The sequence below is a fragment of the Amycolatopsis circi genome (genome assembly GCF_003385235.1).
GTDB classification, from domain to species: domain Bacteria; phylum Actinomycetota; class Actinomycetes; order Mycobacteriales; family Pseudonocardiaceae; genus Amycolatopsis; species Amycolatopsis circi.
In genome coordinates this window covers 1-22,580 of sequence record NZ_PQIA01000008.1, presented here as the reverse complement: position 1 = coordinate 22,580, position 22,580 = coordinate 1, and the positions used below count along the sequence as shown (strand labels likewise).

The following is a 22,580-nucleotide window of genomic DNA, read 5'->3' as shown; positions in this document are numbered from 1 at the left end:
ACGCGAGCGGGTGACCTTGAGGTGAACGAGTGGCCGTCGACCGTGCGGAAAGTGGATCCGCCGATTCCCGTGTGGGTGGGCGTGCGCAAGCTGCTCGTGCTCGGCACCGAACTCCTCGCGCCGCGCAACCGCGCCGGGCTGCGGGTCGAGACCGAGCATCCCGGGCTGCTGTTCGAATGGGCGCGCCGCGAGGACGGCGGGCTGCTCGGCTGGGTCACCTACCAGCTCGTCACCGCCGACGACCAATGGTCGCCCCCGGTCAGCCACTACGTGCCCGCACACCTGCTCCGCCGCCGGGGACCCGCCCGTCGTCAGCAGTACGGCGACTACCGGCCCCGGACCCACGGATAGCCGCAGCGGCATAGGCGACCCCGGCGACCTTCCGGCCATCGTTGGGTCTTTCCGCTCGCTTCGCAATTGATCAGGCCACTGCCCCCGGCGAAACGGCTGCTGTCCAACCGCCCTCCGGAATTCGACGTCAAATGCAACCGCGAGCACGATGCTGAGCCAGCAACCTTTGGTCTCAACTGCCGGATACGGCCAACCACAGCACAAATGTTGCGGACAGGCCACGCAACACTCACTCCGCAAGTCGCGACGCCGCGCGGTCGCGAACCCTAGTCCGGGCCGACGGCCGACGAGGGCAACGGCGAGCAGGCCGACCGCGGACTGGAGACTCGGAATCCCGGGTCGGGTGATCCCGGATATAAGTTGTGGCGAGCCCCATCTGCTGCCGCATTCCCGGAGAAGTCGAGGCCGATCAGGTCCGGGCGGAGGCGGCGGGTTTGTCCGCTGCCGGGCTGCCCGGCCGGTTGAGCGGCGACGCGGGCCGCGCTGGTCGCCGTTATTTGCCGCTGTAGACGGGGAATGCGCTGGAGTCGCCGTAGTTCCGTTCGTCCAGGTTCCGGAGGGTGTCCATGTCCGTGTCGGAGATGACGAAGTCGACCTGGGCGTTCGAGCGCATGTGGTCGGGGTTCGCGGTTTTCGGCAGTGACACGGTGCCGAGCTGGAGCGTGTACCGGATGCACAGCTGCGGGACCGAGACTTCGTACCGGTCGGCGACCGTCGCGACAGCGGGGTTGTTCAGGATCTCGCCGTGCGCGATGGGCGAGTATGCCTCGACGAGGACGTCGTTGCCCTGGCAGTAGGCGATCAGCTCTGCGGGCGTGTTTCCGGCGTGCACGAGGATCTGGTTCACCTGCGGCGCGATGGTGCCGTTCTGGAGGATGTTGTCGAGGTCGGCTTGCAGGAAATTGGAGACGCCGATCGCGCGGATCTTCCCTTCCTGGTGCGCTTTCTCCAGCGCTCGCCACGCGGCGAGGTTGCCCTCGGCGTAGCTGTCGCCGCGGAAGTCGTTCCACGGTTGCGGCGAGTGGATGAGCATGAGGTCGACGTAGCCGATGTCGAGTGTGGACAGCGACTCGTCGATCGCGGCCGTGGCCTGGTCGTAGTCCTTGATCTCCGCGCCGAGTTTGGTGGAGACGAACAGTTCCTCGCGGGGAAGATCGCTGGTGCGGATTCCCTCGCCGACGCCGTGTTCGTTGCCGTAGGCCTGTGCGGTGTCGATGTTGCGATACCCGATTTCGACCGCGGCGCGCACCGCTTCGGCCGCTTTGCCGTCGTCGATGAACCAGGTTCCCAGGCCGAGCTTGGGGATCTCGACACCGCCTGCCAGGGAGTAAGTCTCGTTCAGGATGGTCATGCGTTCTCTCCGTTCTTCGGCAGCTTGCGGTATTCCTCGTCGGCGACCGGCTCGAGCCATTCGTTGCTGACGCCCTCGCCCGGGGTGATGAAGGCGACGTGGGAGAACCAGGAGTCGGCCTTCGCGCCGTGCCAGTGCTTGGTGCCGGCCGGGACGCGGACCGCGGTGCCGGGCTCCATGCTGACCGGGTCTTCGCCCTCGGCTTGATACCAGCCGCTGCCTGCCGTGCACAGCAGGATCTGGTCGCCTCCGCCGCCGGTGCCGTGGTGGACGTGCCAGTTGTTGCGGCAGCCGGGTTCGAAGGAGATGTTGTTGACGGGGACGCTTCCCGAGGCGAGGGGGGCGTTGTAGCTCTGGCCGGTGAAGTACTGCGCGTAGGCGTCGTTCTTCTCGCCGAGCGGGAAGATCTGGTCGAAGTCGTTCGCGGTCATGGCTTTTCCTTGTTCGTGTCGGCGGTTCTTCGCGGGGTCTGGGCGGTTGTGCGCTCAGGCGTCGTTCTCGACGATGTTCTTCAGCACTGTGGTCGCTCCCATGCCGTTCGGCCACCCGGAGTAGAAGGCGAGGTGCAGGAGGGCTTCCTTCAGCTCGTCGTCGGTGACGCCGTTGCGCCGGGCGAAGGCGAGGTGGAACTGCAGCTGGTCCATTTTCCCGAGCGCGGTCAGCGCGGAGATCGTGATCAGGCTGCGGTCGCGTTTGGACAGGCCGGCGCGCTCCCATACTTCGTCGAAGAGGACTTTGTCGGTGTAGTGCACCATTCCGGGCGCGAAGTCTCCGAAGGCGTTCTGGCCTCCGGTCCATCCGGTGTTCTTCTCGTTCTGGTTGTCGGTCATGAGCGGGGTTCCTTTCGATCGGATGGACGGTCAGTGCGCGGGAGCGAGCCGCAGGGTGGCGGCCACGGCCTGGTCGGCGAGCATCGGCCGCAGATAGGTGGTGCCGTAGCGGGCGTACTTGGCCCGGTAGGCGGCGTCGACCTGCTCGCGCACGCCTGGGTCGGCGGCGGCAGCGACGACCTCGGCCTGCTGGCCCGGGATCCGGATGGCGCCGGCGGGGCGCCCGGCGGCGTAGCGGTACCAGGCTCCGGCCGCTCCGCGGTAGGAGCGGACGTAGAGCGCGCCGCCGACGGCGACGACCCAGATCGGCACGAACGGCCGCAGACTGCCGTCCCGGCGGCGAGTGCTGATCTCGATTTCCTCGGCGTCGCCGAACCGGGACAGTTCGCTGCCGCTCCAGGCCGGTGTCGTGTCGTTCATGAGGTCTCCTTCGCGGTGGGCAGGAAAAGGGCGAGTATCGCGGTCAGGGCCAGAACGCCGGCGGCGATCCACAGGCTCGCCTGCGCGCCGTGCACGAACGCTCCCGGCCGGGCCAGGAGACCGCCGAACACGGCGACCGCCAGCGCGCCCCCGATCTGGCGACTGGTGTTGAACACCCCGGACGCGACCCCGGCCTGGGCGTGCGGCACGGCATCAAGCAGCACCGCGGTCGCGGGTGGGGACACGGTCGGTCCGCCGAGGCCGACCAGGACCATCAGCGCGGCGAACGCCCCCAGCGGCGCGGAGGCGGGCAGCACGGCGACGGCGGCGAGCCCGACGGTCATGAGCACCAGCCCGGTCACGATCAGGGTTTTGCGGCCGAGCCGCTCGGCCAGCCGCGCGGAGAACGGGGTCAGGGCCAGCCCGATCCCCATCATCGGCAGGAACACGATCCCCGTGCTCAGCGCGGTCAGGCCCCGCTCCTGCTGCAGGAACAGGCTTACCACGAACGGCAGCCCGTAGTACCCGACCATGAACGCGAACCCGGTGACCACGGTGATCACGACGGTCCGGGAGCGAAACAGGCCCGGCGGCACCATCGGGTGCGCCGCCCGCCGCTGCGCGAGCACGAACCCGGCCATGCCCAGGCCAGCCGCCGCCAGCGACGCCGCCACGGCCGGGTCGCCGAAGCCGCGGGCTCCCGCCTCGATCACCCCGAAGGCGAGGGCCACCATCGCGACCGCGGCGGTGACCTGGCCTGGCACGTCGAACGGCGCCGCCCGAGGCGCCGAGCGCCGGGCCCGGGCCAGCAGCACCAGCGCGACCGCGCCCACGGGGACGTTCAGGAAGAAGATCAGCCGCCAGTCCACCGCTGTGAGCGCACCGCCCAGCACCGGCCCGCAGGACGAGGCGACCGCACCGCCCATCGCCCACACCGCCACGGCCCGGCCGCGAGCCCGGGCCTCGGGGTAGGCCTCGCGCAGCAGCGCCGTCGACGCCGGCATGACCGCCGCAGCGGCCGCGCCTTGCACGAACCGGGCGGCGACCAGCGTCCCCAACCCCGGCGCGAACCCGCAGGCGACCGAGGCCAGCACGAACGCCGCCAGCCCCAAGCCGAAGGCTCGTCGGGTGCCCAGGCGGTCCGACAACGATCCGGCGGTCAGCAGCAGCGCGGCGAACATCAGCGTGTACCCGTCGACCACCCATTGCAGTCCCGCCACGCCGCCGCCCAGATCGGTCCGGATCGTCGGCAGCGTCACGTTCACCACCACCGCGTCCAGGGTCACCACGAAGAACCCGAGCACCGCCGCCGCCAACGCCGCCCCGGCCTGCCGGTCGCGGCTCGGCGGGGGTTCCAGCACGGCAGCGGCCGGCGATCCGGCGGACGTTGACATGCATGGGTCGTTCACGCACACCAGCACACCGCAGTTCGCGCAGGCCAGACAGGTCGCGTTACGGGGGTACAACCTCAACCCCCCTCGCCGCCGCCCCCGGGACGTAGCGTGGTCGGCGTGGACAACCGTGAAGAGATCCGGGACTTCCTGCTGACCCGGCGCGCGAAGCTGACCCCGGAGCAGGTCGGGCTGCCCGGAGGCGGGCGGCGCCGCGTGCCCGGGCTGCGCCGCGAGGAGGTCGCCGTCCTGGCCGGCGTCAGCCCGGAGTGGTACACGCGGCTGGAGAAAGGCCACATCGTCGGCGTGTCCGAGGACGTGCTCGACGCCGTCGCCCGCGCCCTGCGACTGAGCGACATCGAACGCCAGCACCTGTTCAACCTCGCCCGAGCAGCCAAACCGGTACGCACACCGCCACGGCGAACCGCGCCGAAAATCCCGGCCAGCGTGCAGCGGATCCTGGACTCGATGGCCGGCACCGCCGCGTTCGTGCGCACCGGCCGACTCGACATCGCGGCCGCCAACGCACTGGGCCGAGCGCTGTACTCCCCCGTCCTGGACGAGCCCGCGCACCGCGGCAACATCGCCCGGTTCGACTTCCTCGATCCCCGCGCCGCCGACTACTACCCCGACCACGACGGCGCTCTGTCCGTCGCCGTCGCCCTGCTGCGCACCGAAGCCGGCCGCACCCCCAACGACCCCGCCCTCACCGAACTGATCGGCGAACTCGCCACCCGCAGCGAAGCGTTCCGCACCCGTTGGGGAGCCCACGACGTGCGCTCCCACAAAGGCGGCGTCAAAACCTTCAACCACCCCGTCGTCGGCTACCTCGAACTGGCCTACGACTCCATGGAACTCGTCGCAGCACCAGGACTCGTGCTCACCGCCTACACCGCCGAACCCGCCAGCCCCTCAGCCGACAGCCTCAACCTGCTCGCCACCTGGGCCGCCACCGAAGCGCTGCAGTCGTCACGGCTCGCACAGCCCTCGACAGAGCACCGCGACGCAGACACGCTGTCGGAGGAGGGCACGAACAAGCCCACCTGAACCCGGCAGACCAGTCTCCCGCACGACAGGTAAAAGCCAGAGAATAAGGTTCAGCTTCGGCAGGGACGCGGCGATGTCGACGCACGCCCGCGCGACGGCCGATACCTCGGCCAGGTTGTCGGTCAGACCCCTTCCTCGGTCGCCAGCGCGGTGCGCCCGATCCAGAATGAGAGCGACTCGCCACAGTCAGGACCTGGCCGAGCGGTTCCGAGGTGCTGGTCACCGTGGTCTACGGGATCCGCGGCCTCGGCTACCCCTTCTTCGCCTACGCGTTCCTCGTGTGGATCAACGCCGCGACTCCGGCCCGGCAGCGCGGCACCTCGGTCGGCTGGTTCTGGTTCGCCTTCGGCGCCGGCCGGCCCACCCTCGGCTCCCTCGTGGCCGGCGCCTGCATCCCCGTCGTCGGCGAATACGGCACTGTTCTGGGTCGGGCTCGGAATCGTCCTGCTCGGCGCGCTCGCCGCCCTGATCGGGGTGCGCGACCTCAGACACGCCGGCCCGGTCCGCGCCGAGGGCGAAGCACCGCTGCGCGAACTGGTCAAAGGCATCACTATTCTCTGGCGCGAACCCCGCGTCACCGCCGGCGCGTTCGTCCGGCTCGTCAACACCGCGCCCAACTTCGCCCTCTTCGTCGTCGCCCCCCTCTTCTTCACCCACACCATCGGTTTCAGCCAAGGCGAGTACCTGCTGCTCGTCACCTGCGTCTACACCGCCAACATTTTCGCCAACCTGGTCTTCGGCATCGTCGGCGACCGCTTCGGCTGGCGTCGCACCGTCACCTGGTTCAGCTGCGTGATGTGCGCCGCCGGAGCGCTGCTGCTCTACTACGTGCCCCTGGCGCTCGGCCCCAACTTCGCCGTCGCCCTGCTGTGCTGGGCCGTCTACGGCATCGGGCTCGCCGGATTCGTCCCCCTCACCGCGCTCATGCCCGAGTCCGATTCCGGCAGCGCACTCGCCATCTACACCCTCGCCGCCGGGCTCTCCGCCTTCGCCGGGCCCGCCCTCGTCGGCCTCCTCGGCGGCAGCGCCCACATGGACCGCGCGATCTGGGCATTCGTCGCCCTCTACCTCGCCGCCGCCCTCGTCAGCCTCACACTCAAGTCCACAGTGGACCCCGGAGTCTTCCCGAAGCCGCCCGCCGCACCAAGAGACACCCACATTGGGAGAAAGCTGCGGCTGACCGCAGCCCGCAGACCGACGTCGAACCCGCTCGGAGGGACACAGGTGAAGATGCGCAGCAGCGGGCAGCGGATGCAAACGCACGTGTGCTGGCTCGGTATGCCGAGACCGAACGCACTGCCCGCCTGCACAACGCAACGGGCTGAAGCACAAGGCACGGATCAGGCTCACCGGACGCACGACTAACCGCGACGGCCGTCCGCCTCGGGTTCGTCAGTTAGCGGCGGTGCCGCCTCACTCGTGGGGGACGTGCCGGAGCGTGAGGCTGGCGATGGCGGTGAGCGCGTCCCGACCGGCCACCTGATGGATCGTCAAGCCTAGGCGAGCATGCGACCTGTCAGCATCGACAGGCGGCGCAAGCGTTCGACGTTCGCCGGGTTGCCGTGATGCTGGGCCTCCCAGTAGTAGGAGGCCACCGATCTGGCTAGCGACAGCAGCTGGGATTGCTCGTAGTCGGCGTGCGCGGTGTCGCAGAAGCGTCGGGTCAGCTCTCGCAGCAGGGCGGCAGGCCGCTCTGAAGCGACGATGCGGGGCAGCAGGCTCCGCACCACGGTGTGCGCCTCGTACGCGACCGGTCCGCACAGCAGCAGCGGGTCGATGGCCAGCCAACGGCCCGCTGCGGATCTCATGATGTTCTCCAAGCTGAGATCGCCGTGTGTCAGCGTGTCCGTGGTGTCGCCCGTCAGGGCCTCGATCACGTCGATCGCGGCGCAGGACAATTCCTCGGGCACGGGTACTCCGGCTTCCTGCGCCTTCACGTGCTGTGCTCGCAGTTCACGCAGCCACGTGGCGGCCAGCGCCGCGAGTTTCGGCGCGTCATCAGGGGCCGGGACACCTGCCACGCGCGCCGCGACCTCACCCGCGAGGCCGACCGCCTCGTGCGGATCATCCAGCCCGGCCAACGACGGCCCGTCGATCCGGTCGAGAAGCAGAGCTCGATCATCGACGGAGACGGCCAGCAGCGAGACGGCGCCGCGCCCGGCAAGCACCGACAACGCCCGTGCTTCGGCCTCGACCCGCCCGACCGGGCTGACCAGCTTCAGAACCGCGGGCCCACGCGCACCGACGACCGGGACCACCATGCTGGTCCGGCCATGACGCGGTGCCCCGTCCTGCACCACTCCCCAACGCCGGCCCAGGGCGCGGCACAACGTCGGCAATCCCTCCAGCCAGGCAGAGCTTTCCGGATTCCGACGTTCGATCTCCGCCCGAAACACCGGATCGACCCCGAGCACCCACCTCACGCCGATCATCCTGCCAGCCACACGGGGCGACCCGCCACGGCTCGCCGCCAACGGGGAGTGCCCCGGCTAACGCTGTGAGCGGCCAGCGGCCGGAACCCGCTGCGGTGGAACACCAGCGGCTCCCCCCTTACCTAATTTTTTCGCGGCCGGATCAGCCGCTGGGTCGAATGACCGGAACTCATGGATGGGCGTTGGATCGGCGGCGGGGAGCACCGGCGGTTCTGGGGTTTGGTCCGTGAAGGGCTACGCCGCCTGGCCGGTCACCGGAGTGTGCAGGAGCGTCCCGGTCGCGGCTTGGTAGAGGCCCTCGTAGGCGTCCAAGGTCCGCGCTATTCCGTGCCTGGCAACGGCTTCTTGACCGGCTCGGCCCATTCTCGCGCGCAGGGCGGGGTCTCCGGTCAGTTCCAGCAGTCGCTCCCCCAGCGTCTCCGTCTCGCCGGGCGGGTAGAGCCACCCGGTGCGGCCCGGGGCGACCAGGTGGGGCAGGGCCATCGCGTCGGCGGCGAGCACCGGGAGGCCGGCGGCCATCGCTTCCATCGTCGCCAGGCTCTGCAGTTCGGCGGTGCCCGGCATGCAGAACAGGTGGCTGGTCCGGTACGCGCGCACCAGTTCGGCGTCGGGCACGAAACCGCGGAACGTCACCCGGTCCGCGACGTCCAGGCGGGCGGCGAGGTGTTCCAGCCCCGTCCGGCACGAACCGTCGCCGATGAGCGTGGCGTGCAGGGTCGGGACTTTCGGCAGGGCCCGGAGGAGGTCGTCCACGTTCTTCTCCGCGTCCAAGCGGCCGATGCGGTACACGTCGCAGCAGGCACTGGCGGCCAGGACGAGCACTGCGAGGCCAGTCTTGCTCCACGCAGAGCCGCGAAATGCGCATCAAGGTCCGCTCGCCCTGCGGCCGCCGTTTGGCGGTGAACCGCGCGGTTTCGGCGACCGCACAGCGCCGCCTCGCGCGTAGCCCGTTCAGCCCTGCAGCGGCAGCAGCACCGTGAATACCGCCGGCTTCGGCTGCTTCACGCGCAGCCGGCCGCCTTCGGCCTCGGCCAGCCTGCGCGCCAGCGCCAGCCCGATCCCGGCGCCCTGGGCAGCCGGCGAACGCCGGCGGAAGACGTCCGCGCCGTCGGCGATGCCGGGGCCCTCGTCGCCCACGTCGACCGCAAGCGCTCCGCCCGCATCCCGTGCCACGACGGTCACGGCACCGCTGCCGTGCCGAGCGGCGTTGTCGAGCAGGACGGACAACACCTGGCGCAGCACCGCCTCCGAGACCTGGCGGTCGGCGATGCCCGGCTCGACCGTCATCGTGAACTCGCGCCCGCAACGGCGGAGAACAGGCGCCCATTCTCGTTCGATCTCGGACAGCTGGATGCGCGCGGCCGCGGCGTCGCGGACGGGGGGCGTGTCCCGCGCCAGTGCCAGCAAGTCGGTGACCGTGCGGTCCAGCCGGTCGAGAGCGTCCAGATTCGCTTCGACGACTGCGCGGGGGTCGCTGTCGGGGTCCTCGATGGCGAGTTCGATCTGCAGCCGCATCGCCGCCAGCGGCGTGCGAAGCTGGTGGGAGGCGTCCGCGGTGAAGGCCCGCTCCCGGGCGAGGAGATCGTCCAGCCGGGCCGCGGTCGCGTCGAGGGTCTCCCCCACCGAATCGATCTCCGCGATCCCGGACCGCCCGGTCCGCGCAGTGAGATCGCCGTCTCCGAGCCGGGCCGCGGTCGCCGACAACGTCTCCAGCGGGCGCGCCAGCCGCCGGCTCTGCCGCCGAGCCACCAGATAGGCCGACAAGAGCGCCACGGCCGCCAGGCCGGCCATGGCCGCCCAGACCGCGGCGGTGCGCTGATAGAGCTCGGTCCGAGGCGTCGCGGCCCGCACCAGGCCGACGACGGCCCCGTCCTCGGTGATCGGGATGATCGCGACGAGATTCTCGGGATCGTCGGCAGCCCGGACCTCGTTCGGGCGGACGTCGCGGTCGGCCCCGTCCAATGCCGCCGGGCCGCTGCCGGTCAGCAAGCTCCCGGACGCGCGGTAGACGGCCAGTTCGGTCGGATCCTCGCCAGTGGCCGAAGGGTCCGGGGTGCGATTGCGCAGGACGTCCGCCGAAACGTCCAGCGCGTAGGCCTCCGCCGCCCGTTCGAGCTCGGCTCGTTCGGTGGCGGTGAAGTACCGCGTCGCGGCCACCGCGAGCGGGACGCCGAAGAGGCAGATCGCCACGAGCGCGGCGACCATGGTGCCGACCGCGATCCGCCGCCGCACGCGCTCAGCTCGCCGGGGCTTCGAGGCGGTAACCGTGCCGGCGCAACGTCACGATCTCCGGCATCTCCCGGCTCCCTCCGGCGTCGGCGAGTTTGCGCCGCAGCGCCGCGATGTGCACGTCGAGCGTCTTGGTCGAACCGAACCAATGCGCGTCCCACACGTCCGCCATCAGATCCTCCCGGCTGACCGCTTGGCCGGCGACCGCGGCCAGGCGCAGCAGCAGCTCGAACTCCTTGGCCCGCAAGGCTATTTCCGCCCCGTCCACGGTCACGCGACGCGCCACGGAGTCGATGCGCAGCCGCCCCAGCGCGAGGTCGGGAGCCGCCTGGCCGCTGACGCGCCGCAGATGCGCCCGCAGCCGCGCGTGCAACTCGCCGAGCGGAACCGGCTTGACCAGATAGTCGTCCGCGCCCGCCTCCAGCCCGACGATCACGTCCATTTCCTGGCCGCGGGCGGTCAAGACCACGATCACCGAGCCGGGGCACTGCGCGCGCAGCTCCCGGCACACCTCCGTGCCGTCCAGGTCGGGAAGCCCCAGGTCCAGCAGCGCGAGATCCCAGCTCTGCCGCGCTCCCGTGCGCACCGCGGCCCGCCCCTGCGTGACCCAGACGACCTCGTGCCCGTGCTGGACGAGGCTGGTGCGCAGCATCTCGCCGATCGCTTCGTCGTCTTCCACGAGCAGAATCCCGGCCATGCGACGCAGTTTATCGCGGCACGATCGCGGTATTCGGTCACGCACCGTCTTGCCGCGCGTTAACCGAATGTTTCCCGATTCCGGCCATTTCCCCGAAACCTCGCCGAGGAGATGTTTTCCCGTTCTCTAACGTTCCGTTGCCCGGCCGCACACCGGGGCGAATCTAGCGTTGAGCCATGGCGGCCGCACCGATCCTGACCACTCCCGCTCCTCGGCGACGCCGGCACCGGGGCCGCATCGCTCTGGTTCTCCTCGCCGTCGTGCTGGCCTATCCGGCCGGCAGCTACGTACGGGCGCTCGCCTATCCCGGCAATGCCAGCTTCGCGGTCCGCACCGTCGACTGGCTCCGCGACATCGGACTCGGCGGTGTCGTCAACGCCGCCGAGAACTGGTGGTACACCCGGCATCCGCCAGCCAACGCGGCACCCGCTCCGTCCGACCTGCCTGCCCCCGCTGCCTCCCGCACCCCGGCCGCCGGTCCGCGCCCGGCTCCGATCCGGCACCGCTTCGGCGCGCCGGCCGGCGAAGGCGTCTGGGTCGCCGGTGCGCGCAGCGGCGACCGGACCGCCGAATACACCACGTTCCTCCAGCCGGACCCGCGGCACGCCAGCGTCGTCGCCGGAGTCGCCTGGCTCGACCAGGGTCTCGTGCGCACCCGGCTCTTCGCCGGCACGAAAGACTTCCGGGGCCCCGGGCCCAACGTCGTGCCCGCCACGCTGCGCAGCTCCCTGGTCGCCGTCTTCAATTCCGGCTTCAAACTCAAGGACAGCAACGGCGGCGTCTATCTCGACGGCACGACTGTCGCCCCGCTGCGGCCGGGCAGAGCCTCGGCGGTGGTCGACGACACCGGACGCGTCTCGATCGCCCAATGGGGACGCGACGCCTCCCTCACCGACCATGTCGTCGCGGTCCGGCAAAACCTCGACCTCGTCGTCGACCACGGGAGCACTGTCCCCGATCTCGGCCGCAACCCCGCCGGCGCGTGGGGCAGCGCCTCCAACCAATACCAGTACACCTGGCGCTCCGGACTCGGCACCGACCGGGCAGGCGACCTGATCTACGTCGCGGGCAACGGCCTCACCCTCGACACGCTCGCCGCCGCGATGGCCCAAGCCGGCATCCAACAGGGCATGGAACTCGACATCCACTCGCCGATGGTCACCTTCGACAGCTACCGCCCCGATCTTCCCGGCCGCGGCCCGACGAAACTGCTCCCGGGCATCCCGGGTGCGGCCGACCGGTACCTGCAGCCCGACCAGCGCGACTTCTTCGCGACCGCATTGCGATCGTTTGGGTCGCTGCCCGTCGGCGCACCGCGCGGCGTTGCCGGGACATGATCTCCGGAGGACTTGCTCGCGGCGAGAACGCGCGGTCAGACGACGACGTCCGGCCGTTGGCGGCACGCGACGAGAACCTGAATCCGAAATCGCGCGGCCGCGCGGAACCCGACGCAAGATCCCGGTGCAGGTACCGAGACCCGGCTCGACGGCCTCGCTTGCGCACCGTGCCGACGATCGGGCCTCGTTTCCCTGTCGGGCAGACGACGGTATTTGCCGCCCATGCACCGCGCGATGACCACAGGCAGTCGGCCCGAGCCAGTCCGGCCGCGTCTCGAATCCGCCGGAATCGGCTTGCGGCATCAGCGCGATGCGCTGGCCTCGTTGTGCGCGGCGGGATTCGCCGCGCCCTGGCGGTACCCGGCAGCGCGGCCTCGGATCCAGGACCGGCGACAGCAAGTCCCGAGTCAATGCCTTCCGAATTCATGTCCTTCGCCCGTGATGCCGTGCACGGCGAGCAATGCCAGGAACACAGCCCCGAGCACGACCAGCGCAGCGAGCGCAATCCGGCGCCGCCGGTTGGCGGGGACGCTCTGCCGACCGGCGAGCAACGCCAGGTCCGCCAGAAGCTGCTTCCCGGACAGCGTGAGAACCGGGAGCCAGCCTGCTGCCTCCGGCGACGGCGGGGATTCGGCGGGGCAGTTCCGACAGAGCAGCCTGCAGCTCCTCCCGGTACCGCGCCGCGTAGACGGCGACGGTGCGTTCTTCGGTCTCGGCGAGTGGGAGCCGGCCTTCGGCCGCTGCCGTCTGCAGTGCTTGCGCCGCCTTCTCCCGCTCGGAATCCGAACAACGCACCCGGTCTTCAGCCGTCACGAGTTTCTCCCCGATCATCGGAGTTCCAGGTCAGGCGAACAGGTTCAGGCCACATCCCGCCCCGAGCGGCGCGCACGGACAACCTCCACCAGCAACGGGCTGAGCGACAAAATCACGACCACCGCGATAATCGGCAGCAGGTACGTGTCGATATTGGGGATCGACGCGCCCAGCACGTATCCGGCCACGGTCACCCCGACCGTCCACAGCAGACCGCCGGCCACTTGCCAGAGCAGGAACCTCAGCGGCGACATCGCGGTGATCCCGGCCAGCGGATTGAGCACAGTGCGCACCACGGGCACAAACCGCGCCAGCACCACCGCCTTGCCGAGGCCGTACCGCGTCAGCAGCGCCGACCCGCGCGCGACGCCTTCGTGCAGGTGCCGGTTCTTCACTCTCGCCAGCAACGCCGCCCCGCCGCGCCTGCCGATGACGAAGCCCGTCTGCGCCCCCAGCAGCGCCCCCGCCGCCGCGGCGGCGATCACCACGGGCAGCGACACGTGCAAAGCCGAGCCGGCACTCGTCGCCGCGAGCACGCCGGCGGTGAACAGCAGCGAGTCGCCGGGCAGGAAGAACCCGACGAGCAAGCCGGTTTCCGCGAACATCGCCACGAAGACGCCGATCGGACCGAACGTCCCCAGCAGCGACTTCGGATCGAGCAGGCTGCCCATCCGCACCTCCACAACCCTCGCCGGTCCTGAAATTCTACAGCAATGTAGTAGATGGTCGGTGCGGTCGTCGCCGCGGACGCCGAATCGGCGAGGAGCCCTGGCCTGCCCTGCCCGGCCGGGACCTTGTGCACGGATAACCCGCGGTTTACCTCGCGCTGCCCCGATCCGGCGCATGATCGGACGGGTGAACAGACCAGCCCGCCTCGTCCCGCACGCCGATGCGTGAATCGGCGCCGCGCATCGGGCTCGTGCTTCCCGGAATGCTCGGCACCTACGGCGATTCCGGCAACGCCACGGTCCTGGTCCGGCGCCTGCGCTGGCGCGGGATCCCCGCGGCCGTGACCGAGATCGACCACGACACGCCGATTCCGTCGTCCCTCGATCTCTACCTGGTCGGCGGCGGCGAGGACGCCGCACAAGAACTCGCCGCCAGCCGCCTGCGCAGCGACCCCGGCCTGCGGCGAGCAGCCGGCCGGGGCGCGGCGGTCCTGGAGGTGTGCGCGGGACTGCAGATCCTCGGCCAGGGATTCACCACCGGCACTGGCGCCTGGCAGCCCGGCGCCGGGCTGCTCGACCTGACCACCAGCCCCGGTACGCGCCGGTCGGTCGGTGAAATCGTGGTGCGGGCAGGCTCCGGCATCGGGCTCCTGACCGGATTCGAAAACCACCTCGGCAGGACCCGGCTCGGCCCGGGCAGCCAGCCGCTCGGCCGCGTCACGGCCGGGACCGGCAACGGAGACGGAACCGACGGCGCCGTCACCGGCAAGATCGTGGCGACCTACCTGCACGGGCCGGTGCTCGCGCGGAACCCCGCGCTGGCCGACCTTCTCCTGAGCTGGGCACTCGGCACGGCGCTTGGCCCCTGCCGCTGCCCGAAGTCGCCGCGTTGCGCGAACAACGCCTCCGCGCTGCCGGATCCGCTCCGTCGCGCACCGGCCGGTTCGGCTTCCGGCCGCGGTAGGCCGCTCGCACGGAGATCGTTTGCCGCGCCCTTACCCCGCGCACGCCAACTCCTCACCCGCTCTCCCCTAACGTCGCAAAGGTCCGCCCGCTACGCGCAGTAGCCGGCCTATCCCTGTCCCAGACCCGAAACGGACCAGCACGCCCATGACCGCACCCAGCAGCACCCTGGCCGGGCAGCGCACCCTGCTCAACAAGGTTCCCGAAGTCACGGCCTACTTCTGGATCGTCAAGGTTCTCTGCACGACCGTCGGCGAGTCCGCGGCGGACTTCCTGAACGTGAACCTGAACCTCGGCCTGACCGGCGTGTCCGTCGTCACCGGCGTCCTGCTGGCCGTCGCGCTCGTGTTCCAGTTCCGCGCGGACCGCTACCGCCCCGTCGCCTACTGGCTCACCGTCGCGCTCGTCAGCGTGTTCGGCACCCTGGTGACCGACAACCTCACCGACGCGGCCGGCATACCGCTGGAAACCAGCACGATCGTTTTCGGCGTGCTGCTGGCGATCACATTCCTCGCCTGGTACGCCTCGGAAAAGACGCTGTCCATCCACTCCATCGTCACCCGGCGCCGCGAAGCCTTCTACTGGCTGGCGATCCTTTTCACCTTCGCCCTCGGCACCGCCACCGGCGACCTGATGGCCGAGGTCCTCGGACTCGGCTACCTGCCCACCGGCCTGATCGTCGCGGGGCTCATCGCCGTCCTCGCGCTCGGCTGGCGGCTCGGCCTGCACCCGGTGCTCGCGTTCTGGTTCATCTACGTGCTCACCCGCCCGCTCGGCGCGTCCATCGGCGACTACCTCTCCCAGTCCCCCGACAACGGCGGGCTCGGCCTCGGCACCACGGCAACCAGCCTGATCTTCACCCTCGGCATCGTCGCGGTCGTCATCTACCTCAGCTTGTCCAAAATCGACGTCACGCCCCGCGAAACGCCGCCGCCGGCCACCGTCCGCGGCGGCCTGTGGCAAACAATCCTGGTCGTCGGCCTGGCGGTCGTCGCCTCCGTCATCGGATACGCGGTGCGGACCTCCGCGCTCCAAAGCGACTCCGCCTCCGCCGCCTCCGCGGTGACGCCCGCGCAGACCGGAACCGGCGCCGCCCCGCCGGTCCACCAGTCGCCTCTCGGCGACCTGTCCCAGTTCAAGACCATCACCCAGGACACATTGACCAAGCTCAATTCCGGCGACCAGTCCGGCGCGACCAGCCGCGTCGACGACCTCGAAACCGGCTGGGACAACGCCGAAGCCCGGCTCAAGCCCAAGAACCAGGCAGCCTGGACAACCGTCGACGGCAAGATCGACACCGTTCTCCGCCAGCTCCGCGCGACCAGCCCCGACCCCGCCGCGGAAAAGGCCGCGCTCAACGATCTGCTCGCCGCCCTCGGGTAACCCCGCCTTGCTCGTGCCGGCAGCCTCGGCACACCCGGCACGAGCAAAGGCGGGAGAATCCGGTGTGCCCGGACCGGCATCGGATTCAACGCACCGAGGACGACGTCGGCAGCGCGAGGTGTCCGAATAGGTCCGAGCCGACGTTGCCCTCCAATCACGTCTTCTCGACAGCGCCGAGTTGTCCGGCTCGTCGAGCGCATCGCGACAATTCCCTTCAGCGTGAACGAATCCATCGAGCCGGAGGGTCCGCCGATGCCGCCCGGACGACCCGGATCAAGTGATCCGAGCGGACTTCGCGCTCGGACGTGCAGGAAGCGGATTTGCCGCCAGGAAGCGAAACGCGAAGAATCGGCTCCTCGCATACCGGAGCGGCCGCTTCTCCGCCGTAACAGCGACCGCTCCGGCTCCGACTCATTGATGACGCGCCTTGACGAACGGGCGACGCCGGGCTGCCCGGCGAAATCGCCGAGCAGGCAACGGATCCCCGGCTCAGGAGGGATCATGGCCGACCATCCGATCCCGCTGCCGGAGATATTCGGTTCCCGGCACGGCGCGGACCTGCGCACGGCGCTGGTCGAGGGCCGCCGCACCGGCGACTTCTCCCGGGCCCGGCGGATCGCGAACCACCTCGCCGCCGAAGTTCGCGAGACGCCGGCATTCCTGTTCGCGCTGAGGCTCCAGACGCTCGCCCTCGACGCCGCCGACGACGGCAGACCGGACGAAGCCCAGGCATACCACGACATTCTGGTCCGGACCTGCGGCCGCGACACCGTCCAGCGAGTCGAGCACCTGCGGCAGCTCGGCACCGGACTCCGGCAAGGCTGGCTGACCCCGGCCGATCACGACCAGCTGCGCGAGGATTTTCGCAGCCATCCGGCAATGCTCCGGATCCTCGCCGGCATCGAGCGCCGCACCGCGCCAGGACAGTCTTGACCGGCGCGGCAGATCTGGCTCGCCGCCAAGATCAACGTTCAGGCAGGCGGCGCGCGAGAAGCCGTCGCATGTCGTCGTGAAATCCGTGCCGGCGACAAGCCGTCGCCACGCACAGGTCCTCCAACTCGGCGACCAAGCCGTTCTCCGAACCGAAAGTGGTCGTTGTGATCGCTCGGCCCGCGGCGCCGGGGGCGTCCACTGAGGTCAGTCGTGCTGTACGAACATCGTCGCGCCGCCGCCGGCGAAGTTGTCGAGGCCGGCGGCTGCCCGTCCGGCGAGGAGCGCGCGGCCCCGAGGCTGTCGGGCAACGAGAGCGACAGCTCGGAGACAGGCAGTAAGGCTGCTCCGCCCCGTCCAGCGCCGCGCGGTGAACTCCAGCAGCCCGGGGACTTTTTGCGCCAGCGGACGGTGAATGCGCGCGTAGTACCCGGTCGAACGCGTCGGGGCCGGCGGGCAGTCCGCAAGCGACAGTCAGGATGTGCACGCCGGTCGTCCACTCGTCGGGAGCCGGCTGCGGCGCGTCAGTCCCGGAATCCGATCGTCTTCTTCACCATCGTCTTCACGCCCTGTTCCGCCCGGCTCACCGGCAACCGTTCTAGACGGAACTCGGGGTAGACGAACGGGCGGGCTCCGAACCGTTCCTTGAACTGCCCGAGAGTGCCGGTTCCGGACTCGCCGAGGTAGTAGTACCGGCAGCCGGCCAGGCAGGCGTCCCGGATCGCCAACGCCTGCAGCAGGTCAGTGGCCCGGCATTGCTTCAGTTCTTCGTCCATCGCCGCCCTGAAGTCGTGCGCGTTGGCACTGCGCGCGACGAGGCAGCCGGCGGCGATCCGGCCGTCCGAACGCGCCAGCCACACTTGGAAACGGTCCCCGAGCCGGCGGGCGATCGCTTCGAACTTTTCACGCGGATCACGGCGGTGCAAGCGGGCCCGGGCGAGCCACGCGGGTTCGTGCTGCTTGCGAGCCCACCGCAGCACCGCGTGTTCCATGAGCCCGTAGAACTCGGGGAGCAGCTCGCCGCCCAGACCGCGCTCCACCGTGACGCCCCGGCGCGTGGCGATCCGGAGTCCGCGACGGGTGTTCTTCGTGAACCGGTGTTCCAGAATCTCGTCCCAACCGGCGCGCAAGTCGAGCAGATGGACGTGGTGCTGACGCACGAGCGCACGCGGGTGCCGAGCATCGCGCCACGCGTCTGCCGCGAGCGGCCCCGGATACACCGACTGGACCACGACGCGACGGCCCGCGAGATCCTCCAGCACAACGCTGACATCGTCGGTGCGCGCCCCGCCCGGTGCGATCACTCCCCCGAGGCCGCACGCCGGCGGATTCGAATATTCGGCCGGGAACAAGCCCGCCGCTCGCGCGCCGCGCAGCATCGGCAACACGAATTTCCGCCCGGCGGCAGTTTCGTACATTCTGCTGACGTCACGCAATCCGTGGGCTTCGCACATCGCGTCAGCCCAGTCCGGTGATTGACTTTCCAACGCATAAGGATCTGCGTGCAGAATCGCTTTCCATTCCGCACGCGGCGCGGGGCTGACAATTTTCGCGAGCCCGGGCACGACGGGCGCGTCGGCAGTCGCCGTTCCCGGGCTCGTTGCGTAGGGCCGATGCATGACGCGGTCCGTTCGATCCTCGCCCCCTCGACGCCATCGCCGCGGGTCGCTCACCAGGTAGTTCGTCATGAGCAGCGCTGGGGTTACAACTCTGCCGGAATATTTTCGGATGCGGCCCGGGACTGTAACGGCGGACCAGGTATCGGCGAGTTCTCTTAATACAACTCGGACGGGTCGGCAGAAACGGATCTTCGATGGCGTATTCATACGGCGACAAACCGATCTCGGACAGTGGCCGTCTCGTCGTTGCCGATCTTCTCTGCGATTTGTCGGAAATCGCCCATCTCCTGGCCGGGCGGGCGGTCGCAGAGGACGCGCTCGACACTTTTTTGCTGGCGTCCGCCGCGGTTCAGGTTGTGGAGGACCGCCTGCAGCGAGACGTTTTCGCGTTGCGCCGCGCGGCCGGATACTTCCGCGAGCACGCCTCCGCTGGCCCGATGCCCGAAGTCATGGGCGCGGCCGCGACCGCGGTTGGCGGCGTCACTTCATTGCGGCCAGCTGCCCGAAGGGCGTTCCGCTGGCGAACCGCCGCGGCCAAGCTGCGGGACGACGCCGCCCTGGAGGTCGTCGCCGCCGTTCCCGGCGGGTCCGGCGAACGGCGACTCGCGGCCGCGACGCGGCTCCGCGGATCGTTGCTGTCGCTCGATCAGAAGCTCGCCTCGGCGGTGCTGCGAATACCGTCATGTTTTCGGAGTTTCGACCAGGAACCGGCCGACCTCGTCGCCCTCGCCGCCCGGTTCCGGCTACGGTACCCGGAGCGCGAGCGGCCCGTCGTCGTCCTCGGAGTCCGCACTTCGGGCAGTTACCTCGCGCCGCTGGCCGCTGCGGCATTGCGGGCCGAGGGCTACCGCGACGTGCACGCCGACACCGTCCGACCGGGTTACCGGATACGGCCGTCGCTGCGCGCGTTGCTTCGAGGGGTCGCGCGACGCGGAGGCCGCGTCGCGGTGGTCGACGATCCGCCCGAAACGGGGCAGTCGATCGCCGAAGTCGCGGAAGCTGTGCGCCGAGCCGGGGTCCCGGCCGAGGGGATCACCCTGCTGCTTCCCCTGTTCGGCGACACAGCGCCCAGCGCGCTGGCCGGGTACGACACCGTCGCCCTCCCCTACCGCGACTGGGCCGTGCACGCCCGGCTCGAGACCGAGAACGTCGTGCGGTCGTTGTCGGCGTTGGCAGGTCATCCGGTTCGCGTCGTCGGCCGGGTGTCGGGCACCAGCCTTTCTCAGGGCCGCGAGCACGCGCGCGCCGTGTTCGACGTCGAGTTCCCGGACGGGACGACGAGGCGGATCGCCGCGGCCGGAGCGGGACTGGGGTTCTTCGGCCGGCACGCGCTGGCGGTCGCGGCCGCGCTGCCCGGCCGCCTGCCCCGGACCTACGGCGTCCAGGACGGGATCGTGTTCCGCGATTGGCTGCCGGAACACCAGCGCGTCACGATCGCCGAACCCGCGGACGCACGAGCGCTGGCCGGCTACGTTCGCGACCGGGCGGCGGCCATGCCGGCCGGGTCCGACCGTTCCCGGGAACTCGCGGGACGGCAACCTGTCTGGGAAGCCGCCAGCCGAGTCCTGCAGCGCAACTACGGGCGCGCCGGAGTGGCGTTGCGGCCGGTCCTGCTCGACCGCGCGGTGCGCCGGCTGTGCACCGTGCCCGTCCCGTCCGTGGTCGACGGCGCGACCGGCTTGAGGCACTGGTTCCGCGGGCCGGCCGGACTGTCCAAAGCGGACGCCGACGTCCGGGATTTTGCCAATACCGACCTCGCCTGCTACGACCCGGTATACGACCTGGCCGGCATCGACCCGGGCAGCAGCGATCCGGAGTTCGTGGCCGCGCTGCGCCGGGAGCTCCCCTCCGATCCGGAACGGTTCCTGCTCTACGAACTGGTGCACCTCTGGGACCGCGAGCGGGCGGGCCGCGCGGCGCCCAGGGCCGGCGCCCGGGCGATGCAGCGCTACCTCGCGGAGGTGCTGCCCGCCGCGCCTCCGGCGCCGGACGGCGAACTCGTCGCGTTCGACGTGGACGGGGTCCTGGAGTCCGACGCCCTCGGCTTCTCGATGGCCACGCCGACCGCGGTCGTCGCTCTCCGTGCGCTGCACGTCCACGGGTTCCGCCCGGTGCTGGCCACCGGCCGCAGCACTGACGAGGTGGCCGAGCGCTGCGCAACGTACGGACTGGTCGGAGGAGTAGCCGAGTACGGCTCGGCGATCTTCGTCGACGGCACCGCGCACGACCTCGTTCCCGCCGCAGGGAAGCACGCCTTGAGCGCTGTCCGGGCGGCCCTTTCCGCGCGCGAGGACGTCCTGCTGGACATGGATTTCGAGCACGTCGTCCGCGCCCGTCGCGCTTCCGGCGGCGCGCTCCCCGGCGAGCTGGCCGACCGGGTGCTGGCCGGTCTGCCGGACGCGGCCCAGGTTCGCGTGATCAGGGGCGTCGGCCAGACGGACTTCGTCTCCGCCGGCGTCGACAAGGGCGCTGCACTGCGGCTGTTGTCGGAGAAACTCGGCGCGCCGGTAGCGCTGGCGATCGGCGACACCGGGACCGACCTGCCGATGTTGCGTCTGGCAGCCGTCGGGTGCGCACCCGCCAACGCCGACCGGGCGGTGCGCGCGTCGGGAGTTCGAGTGCTCCGCCGCGGCTACGCGCGGGCGGTCTCGCAAGCGGCCGAACGGTTGCTGGGACATCGCCCTGGAACGTGCGACGCGTGCCGTCCGCCGGCCCGGAGCCGACGCACCCGTACCTTGCTCACGGTCCTCGACGCGTCCAACGGCGGTGCCCGCGGCCTGCCGTTGGCGATCGCGAGATGCCTGGTCGCCGCAGGCCTGCGTCGATGACCACCGCGATCGAGGGGCAACCGGAGCCGGCTGTCCGCCCGCCGACCGCCGCACGGCGGATGCTCTACGGCCACGGGTACGCGCTGGTGCTGAGTTCGGCGCTGACGTCCGCGATCGGCCTGCTGTTCTGGGTCGTCGCGGCGCGGGGCTACGACCAGGCAGTGCTCGGCCGGAACTCGGCGCTGATCGCGGCGATCATGTTCCTGGCCGGAGTGGCGCAACTGAATCTGCTCAACGTGCTTATCCGGTTCGTGCCGGTCGCCGGCACGCGGGCGGTCCGACTGGTGGCGCTCGCCTATCTCGTGGGCGGCGGGCTCGCCGGCCTCGCCGGCCTGGTCTTCGCGCTCGGCGTCCGGTGGTGGGCACCGGAGCTGGGCGGGCTGGTGAACGGCCCCGCGCAGATCGCCGGCATCGCCGCGGCCTGCGCGGTCTGGGCGATTTTCGTGATGCAGGACGGAGTGCTGACCGCGGTCGGCCGCGCGCGGGTGGTGCCGGTGGAGAACCTCGTGTTCTCCGTGCTGAAGCTGGGTTTGCTGGCGGGGCTTGCCGCGGCGTTGCCCGCCGGCGGGATCACCGTGTCCTGGATGGCGGCCACTGCGGCGGCGGTGCTCGCCACGACGGCGTACCTCTTCCTTCGCGCGCTTCCCGCGCACCAGCGCGCCGGTTTGCCGAGCGAACGGATCTCGGTCCGCGCGCTGGCCGGGTACCTCGGCGGCGACTTCGCAGGCGCGACTTGCTGGCTTGCCTGCACCCAACTGCTTCCGGTACTCGTGCTTGGCGCGCTCGGCGCACGCCCGACCGCGGTGTTCTCGATCGCGTGGACCATCGCGTACGCGCTGTATCTGGTTCCCGCGGCGATGGGCCAGTCCCTGGTCGCCCACGCGGCGGGCGACCCGGTCCAGGCAGCTGCCGCGCGCCGGGGGATCGAGCGGAGATCCCTGTTGCTGCTGGGTCCCGCCGTCGCCCTGGTGGCCGGCGCGGGTCCGTGGGCGCTGCGGCTGCTGGGCCCGGGCTACGCCGACGCCGGTCGCTGGGCGCTCGTCTTGATGGCCCTGTCCGCGCTCCCCAACGTCATCGTCGCGGCGGCGGTCAGCGAGGCCAGGGCACGGCGGCGCGTCGGGGTCGTCGCGGGCCTGCTGGCCACGCTGTCGATCCTCGTGCTGGCGCTGGCGGTGGTCTTCATGCCGGTCTTCGGGATCAACGGCGTCGGAGCGGCCCTGCTCGCCGGGCAGACCGTCGCCGCCGCCGGAGTGCGGATCGCCCGCGGCGGCCGGATCCCGCTGCCGATTTC

General features: G+C 70.6%; 20 protein-coding genes and 1 pseudogene. 9 read left to right on the top strand and 12 right to left on the bottom strand.

Annotated elements, in window-relative coordinates; all coding sequences use genetic code 11:
* The first annotated feature begins 21 nt into the window (after nucleotides 1-21).
* Nucleotides 22-351: a hypothetical protein gene (locus D0D37_RS03715; protein ID WP_116199081.1), complete on the top strand. Its 330-nt coding sequence runs from the start codon at nucleotides 22-24 to the stop codon at nucleotides 349-351.
* Nucleotides 352-844: 493 nt separating this feature from the next.
* On the opposite strand, the gene D0D37_RS03710 is transcribed toward D0D37_RS03715, so the two are convergent.
* From D0D37_RS03710 to D0D37_RS03690, 5 genes are read right to left on the bottom strand one after another with little or no spacing between them, the layout of a single operon-like run.
* A complete protein-coding gene (locus tag D0D37_RS03710) occupies nucleotides 845-1,702 on the bottom strand; it encodes an aldo/keto reductase (protein WP_116199080.1) in 858 nt (285 codons plus the stop codon).
* Nucleotides 1,699-2,133 (bottom strand): cupin domain-containing protein, encoded by a 435-nt coding sequence (locus D0D37_RS03705; RefSeq protein WP_116199079.1) that lies wholly within the window; start codon nucleotides 2,131-2,133, stop codon nucleotides 1,699-1,701. Before D0D37_RS03705 ends, D0D37_RS03710 begins: the two co-directional genes overlap by 4 nt.
* Nucleotides 2,134-2,187: 54 nt before the next feature.
* Complete coding sequence (locus D0D37_RS03700) at nucleotides 2,188-2,532, bottom strand: carboxymuconolactone decarboxylase family protein (RefSeq protein ID WP_116199078.1); 345 nt, start codon at nucleotides 2,530-2,532, stop codon at nucleotides 2,188-2,190.
* Between the two features lie 30 nt (nucleotides 2,533-2,562).
* The gene (locus tag D0D37_RS03695; protein ID WP_116199077.1) at nucleotides 2,563-2,952 is read right to left on the bottom strand and encodes a DUF2255 family protein; all 390 of its coding nucleotides are present in this window, start codon (nucleotides 2,950-2,952) and stop codon (nucleotides 2,563-2,565) included.
* Nucleotides 2,949-4,346, bottom strand: a complete 1,398-nt coding sequence (locus tag D0D37_RS03690) for an MFS transporter (protein WP_116199076.1) — start codon at nucleotides 4,344-4,346, stop codon at nucleotides 2,949-2,951. The genes D0D37_RS03695 and D0D37_RS03690 overlap by 4 nt, the downstream gene beginning before the upstream one ends.
* Before the next feature lie 117 nt (nucleotides 4,347-4,463).
* Here D0D37_RS03690 and D0D37_RS03685 point away from each other — a divergent pair, with 117 nt between their 5' ends.
* Entirely contained in the window at nucleotides 4,464-5,390 is a 927-nt protein-coding gene (locus D0D37_RS03685; protein ID WP_116199173.1) for a helix-turn-helix transcriptional regulator, read from the top strand.
* A gap of 150 nt (nucleotides 5,391-5,540) precedes the next feature.
* Complete coding sequence (locus D0D37_RS03680) at nucleotides 5,541-6,755, top strand: MFS transporter (protein WP_116199075.1); 1,215 nt, start codon at nucleotides 5,541-5,543, stop codon at nucleotides 6,753-6,755.
* 131 nt (nucleotides 6,756-6,886) lie between these two features.
* On the opposite strand, the gene D0D37_RS03675 is transcribed toward D0D37_RS03680, so the two are convergent.
* From D0D37_RS03675 to D0D37_RS03660, 4 genes are all read right to left on the bottom strand, one after another.
* Nucleotides 6,887-7,804 carry an aminoglycoside phosphotransferase family protein gene (locus D0D37_RS03675; protein WP_162834063.1) on the bottom strand — a complete coding sequence of 306 codons (918 nt, stop codon included), beginning with the start codon at nucleotides 7,802-7,804 and terminating at the stop codon, nucleotides 6,887-6,889.
* A gap of 252 nt (nucleotides 7,805-8,056) precedes the next feature.
* Complete coding sequence (locus D0D37_RS03670) at nucleotides 8,057-8,644, bottom strand: glycosyltransferase (protein WP_116199073.1); 588 nt, start codon at nucleotides 8,642-8,644, stop codon at nucleotides 8,057-8,059.
* A gap of 129 nt (nucleotides 8,645-8,773) precedes the next feature.
* Nucleotides 8,774-10,054, bottom strand: coding sequence for a sensor histidine kinase (locus tag D0D37_RS03665; RefSeq protein ID WP_116199072.1), 1,281 nt, complete (start codon nucleotides 10,052-10,054; stop codon nucleotides 8,774-8,776).
* Nucleotides 10,055-10,058: 4 nt separating this feature from the next.
* The gene (locus D0D37_RS03660) at nucleotides 10,059-10,748 is read right to left on the bottom strand and encodes a response regulator transcription factor (protein ID WP_116199071.1); all 690 of its coding nucleotides are present in this window, start codon (nucleotides 10,746-10,748) and stop codon (nucleotides 10,059-10,061) included.
* A gap of 176 nt (nucleotides 10,749-10,924) precedes the next feature.
* Between D0D37_RS03660 and D0D37_RS03655 the strand changes: the two genes are divergently transcribed.
* Nucleotides 10,925-12,085 (top strand): RNA-binding protein, encoded by a 1,161-nt coding sequence (locus tag D0D37_RS03655; RefSeq protein ID WP_116199070.1) that lies wholly within the window; start codon nucleotides 10,925-10,927, stop codon nucleotides 12,083-12,085.
* A 423-nt stretch (nucleotides 12,086-12,508) separates the two neighbouring features.
* On the opposite strand, the gene D0D37_RS48725 is transcribed toward D0D37_RS03655, so the two are convergent.
* Both D0D37_RS48725 and D0D37_RS03645 read right to left on the bottom strand, forming a co-directional pair.
* Nucleotides 12,509-12,916, bottom strand: coding sequence for a DUF1707 SHOCT-like domain-containing protein (locus D0D37_RS48725; protein WP_116199069.1), 408 nt, complete (start codon nucleotides 12,914-12,916; stop codon nucleotides 12,509-12,511).
* A 26-nt stretch (nucleotides 12,917-12,942) separates the two neighbouring features.
* Nucleotides 12,943-13,569 carry a DedA family protein gene (locus D0D37_RS03645; RefSeq protein ID WP_116199172.1) on the bottom strand — a complete coding sequence of 209 codons (627 nt, stop codon included), beginning with the start codon at nucleotides 13,567-13,569 and terminating at the stop codon, nucleotides 12,943-12,945.
* Between the two features lie 218 nt (nucleotides 13,570-13,787).
* On the opposite strand from D0D37_RS03645, the pseudogene D0D37_RS03640 reads away from it, so the two are divergent.
* The 3 genes and pseudogenes from D0D37_RS03640 to D0D37_RS03630 all read left to right on the top strand — a co-directional run bounded on the left by D0D37_RS03640 (nucleotide 13,788) and on the right by D0D37_RS03630 (nucleotide 16,845).
* Nucleotides 13,788-14,530 (top strand): annotated as a pseudogene (locus D0D37_RS03640) (type 1 glutamine amidotransferase).
* A 146-nt stretch (nucleotides 14,531-14,676) separates the two neighbouring features.
* A complete protein-coding gene (locus D0D37_RS03635; RefSeq protein WP_116199068.1) occupies nucleotides 14,677-15,912 on the top strand; it encodes a COG4705 family protein in 1,236 nt (411 codons plus the stop codon).
* Between the two features lie 501 nt (nucleotides 15,913-16,413).
* Nucleotides 16,414-16,845 (top strand): hypothetical protein, encoded by a 432-nt coding sequence (locus D0D37_RS03630; protein ID WP_116199067.1) that lies wholly within the window; start codon nucleotides 16,414-16,416, stop codon nucleotides 16,843-16,845.
* 521 nt (nucleotides 16,846-17,366) lie between these two features.
* Here D0D37_RS03630 and D0D37_RS03620 read toward each other — a convergent pair.
* On the bottom strand, nucleotides 17,367-18,260 hold the full coding sequence (locus D0D37_RS03620; protein WP_162834062.1) for a GNAT family N-acetyltransferase: 894 nt from the start codon (nucleotides 18,258-18,260) through the stop codon (nucleotides 17,367-17,369).
* A 395-nt stretch (nucleotides 18,261-18,655) separates the two neighbouring features.
* On the opposite strand from D0D37_RS03620, the gene D0D37_RS03615 reads away from it, so the two are divergent.
* Nucleotides 18,656-21,289 (top strand): HAD family hydrolase, encoded by a 2,634-nt coding sequence (locus D0D37_RS03615; RefSeq protein WP_116199065.1) that lies wholly within the window; start codon nucleotides 18,656-18,658, stop codon nucleotides 21,287-21,289.
* The coding region (locus tag D0D37_RS03610) for a lipopolysaccharide biosynthesis protein (protein WP_208719782.1) at nucleotides 21,286-22,580 on the top strand (1,295 nt) is incomplete at its 3' end. The genes D0D37_RS03615 and D0D37_RS03610, both read left to right, overlap by 4 nt.

Bases quoted from the DNA above. Each gene is read 5' to 3' on its own strand.
- D0D37_RS03710 (WP_116199080.1), bottom strand. From the start codon at position 1,702: ATGACCATCCTGAACGAGACTTACTCCCTGGCAGGCGGTGTCGAGATC.
- D0D37_RS03705 (WP_116199079.1), bottom strand. From the start codon at position 2,133: ATGACCGCGAACGACTTCGACCAGATCTTCCCGCTCGGCGAGAAGAAC.
- D0D37_RS03700 (WP_116199078.1), bottom strand. From the start codon at position 2,532: ATGACCGACAACCAGAACGAGAAGAACACCGGATGGACCGGAGGCCAG.
- D0D37_RS03695 (WP_116199077.1), bottom strand. From the start codon at position 2,952: ATGAACGACACGACACCGGCCTGGAGCGGCAGCGAACTGTCCCGGTTC.
- D0D37_RS03690 (WP_116199076.1), bottom strand. From the start codon at position 4,346: ATGTCAACGTCCGCCGGATCGCCGGCCGCTGCCGTGCTGGAACCCCCG.
- D0D37_RS03660 (WP_116199071.1), bottom strand. From the start codon at position 10,748: ATGGCCGGGATTCTGCTCGTGGAAGACGACGAAGCGATCGGCGAGATG.
- D0D37_RS03655 (WP_116199070.1), top strand. From the start codon at position 10,925: ATGGCGGCCGCACCGATCCTGACCACTCCCGCTCCTCGGCGACGCCGG.
- D0D37_RS48725 (WP_116199069.1), bottom strand. From the start codon at position 12,916: ATGATCGGGGAGAAACTCGTGACGGCTGAAGACCGGGTGCGTTGTTCG.
- D0D37_RS03645 (WP_116199172.1), bottom strand. From the start codon at position 13,569: ATGGGCAGCCTGCTCGATCCGAAGTCGCTGCTGGGGACGTTCGGTCCG.
- D0D37_RS03635 (WP_116199068.1), top strand. From the start codon at position 14,677: ATGACCGCACCCAGCAGCACCCTGGCCGGGCAGCGCACCCTGCTCAAC.
- D0D37_RS03630 (WP_116199067.1), top strand. From the start codon at position 16,414: ATGGCCGACCATCCGATCCCGCTGCCGGAGATATTCGGTTCCCGGCAC.
- D0D37_RS03620 (WP_162834062.1), bottom strand. From the start codon at position 18,260: ATGTACGAAACTGCCGCCGGGCGGAAATTCGTGTTGCCGATGCTGCGC.
- D0D37_RS03615 (WP_116199065.1), top strand. From the start codon at position 18,656: ATGGCGTATTCATACGGCGACAAACCGATCTCGGACAGTGGCCGTCTC.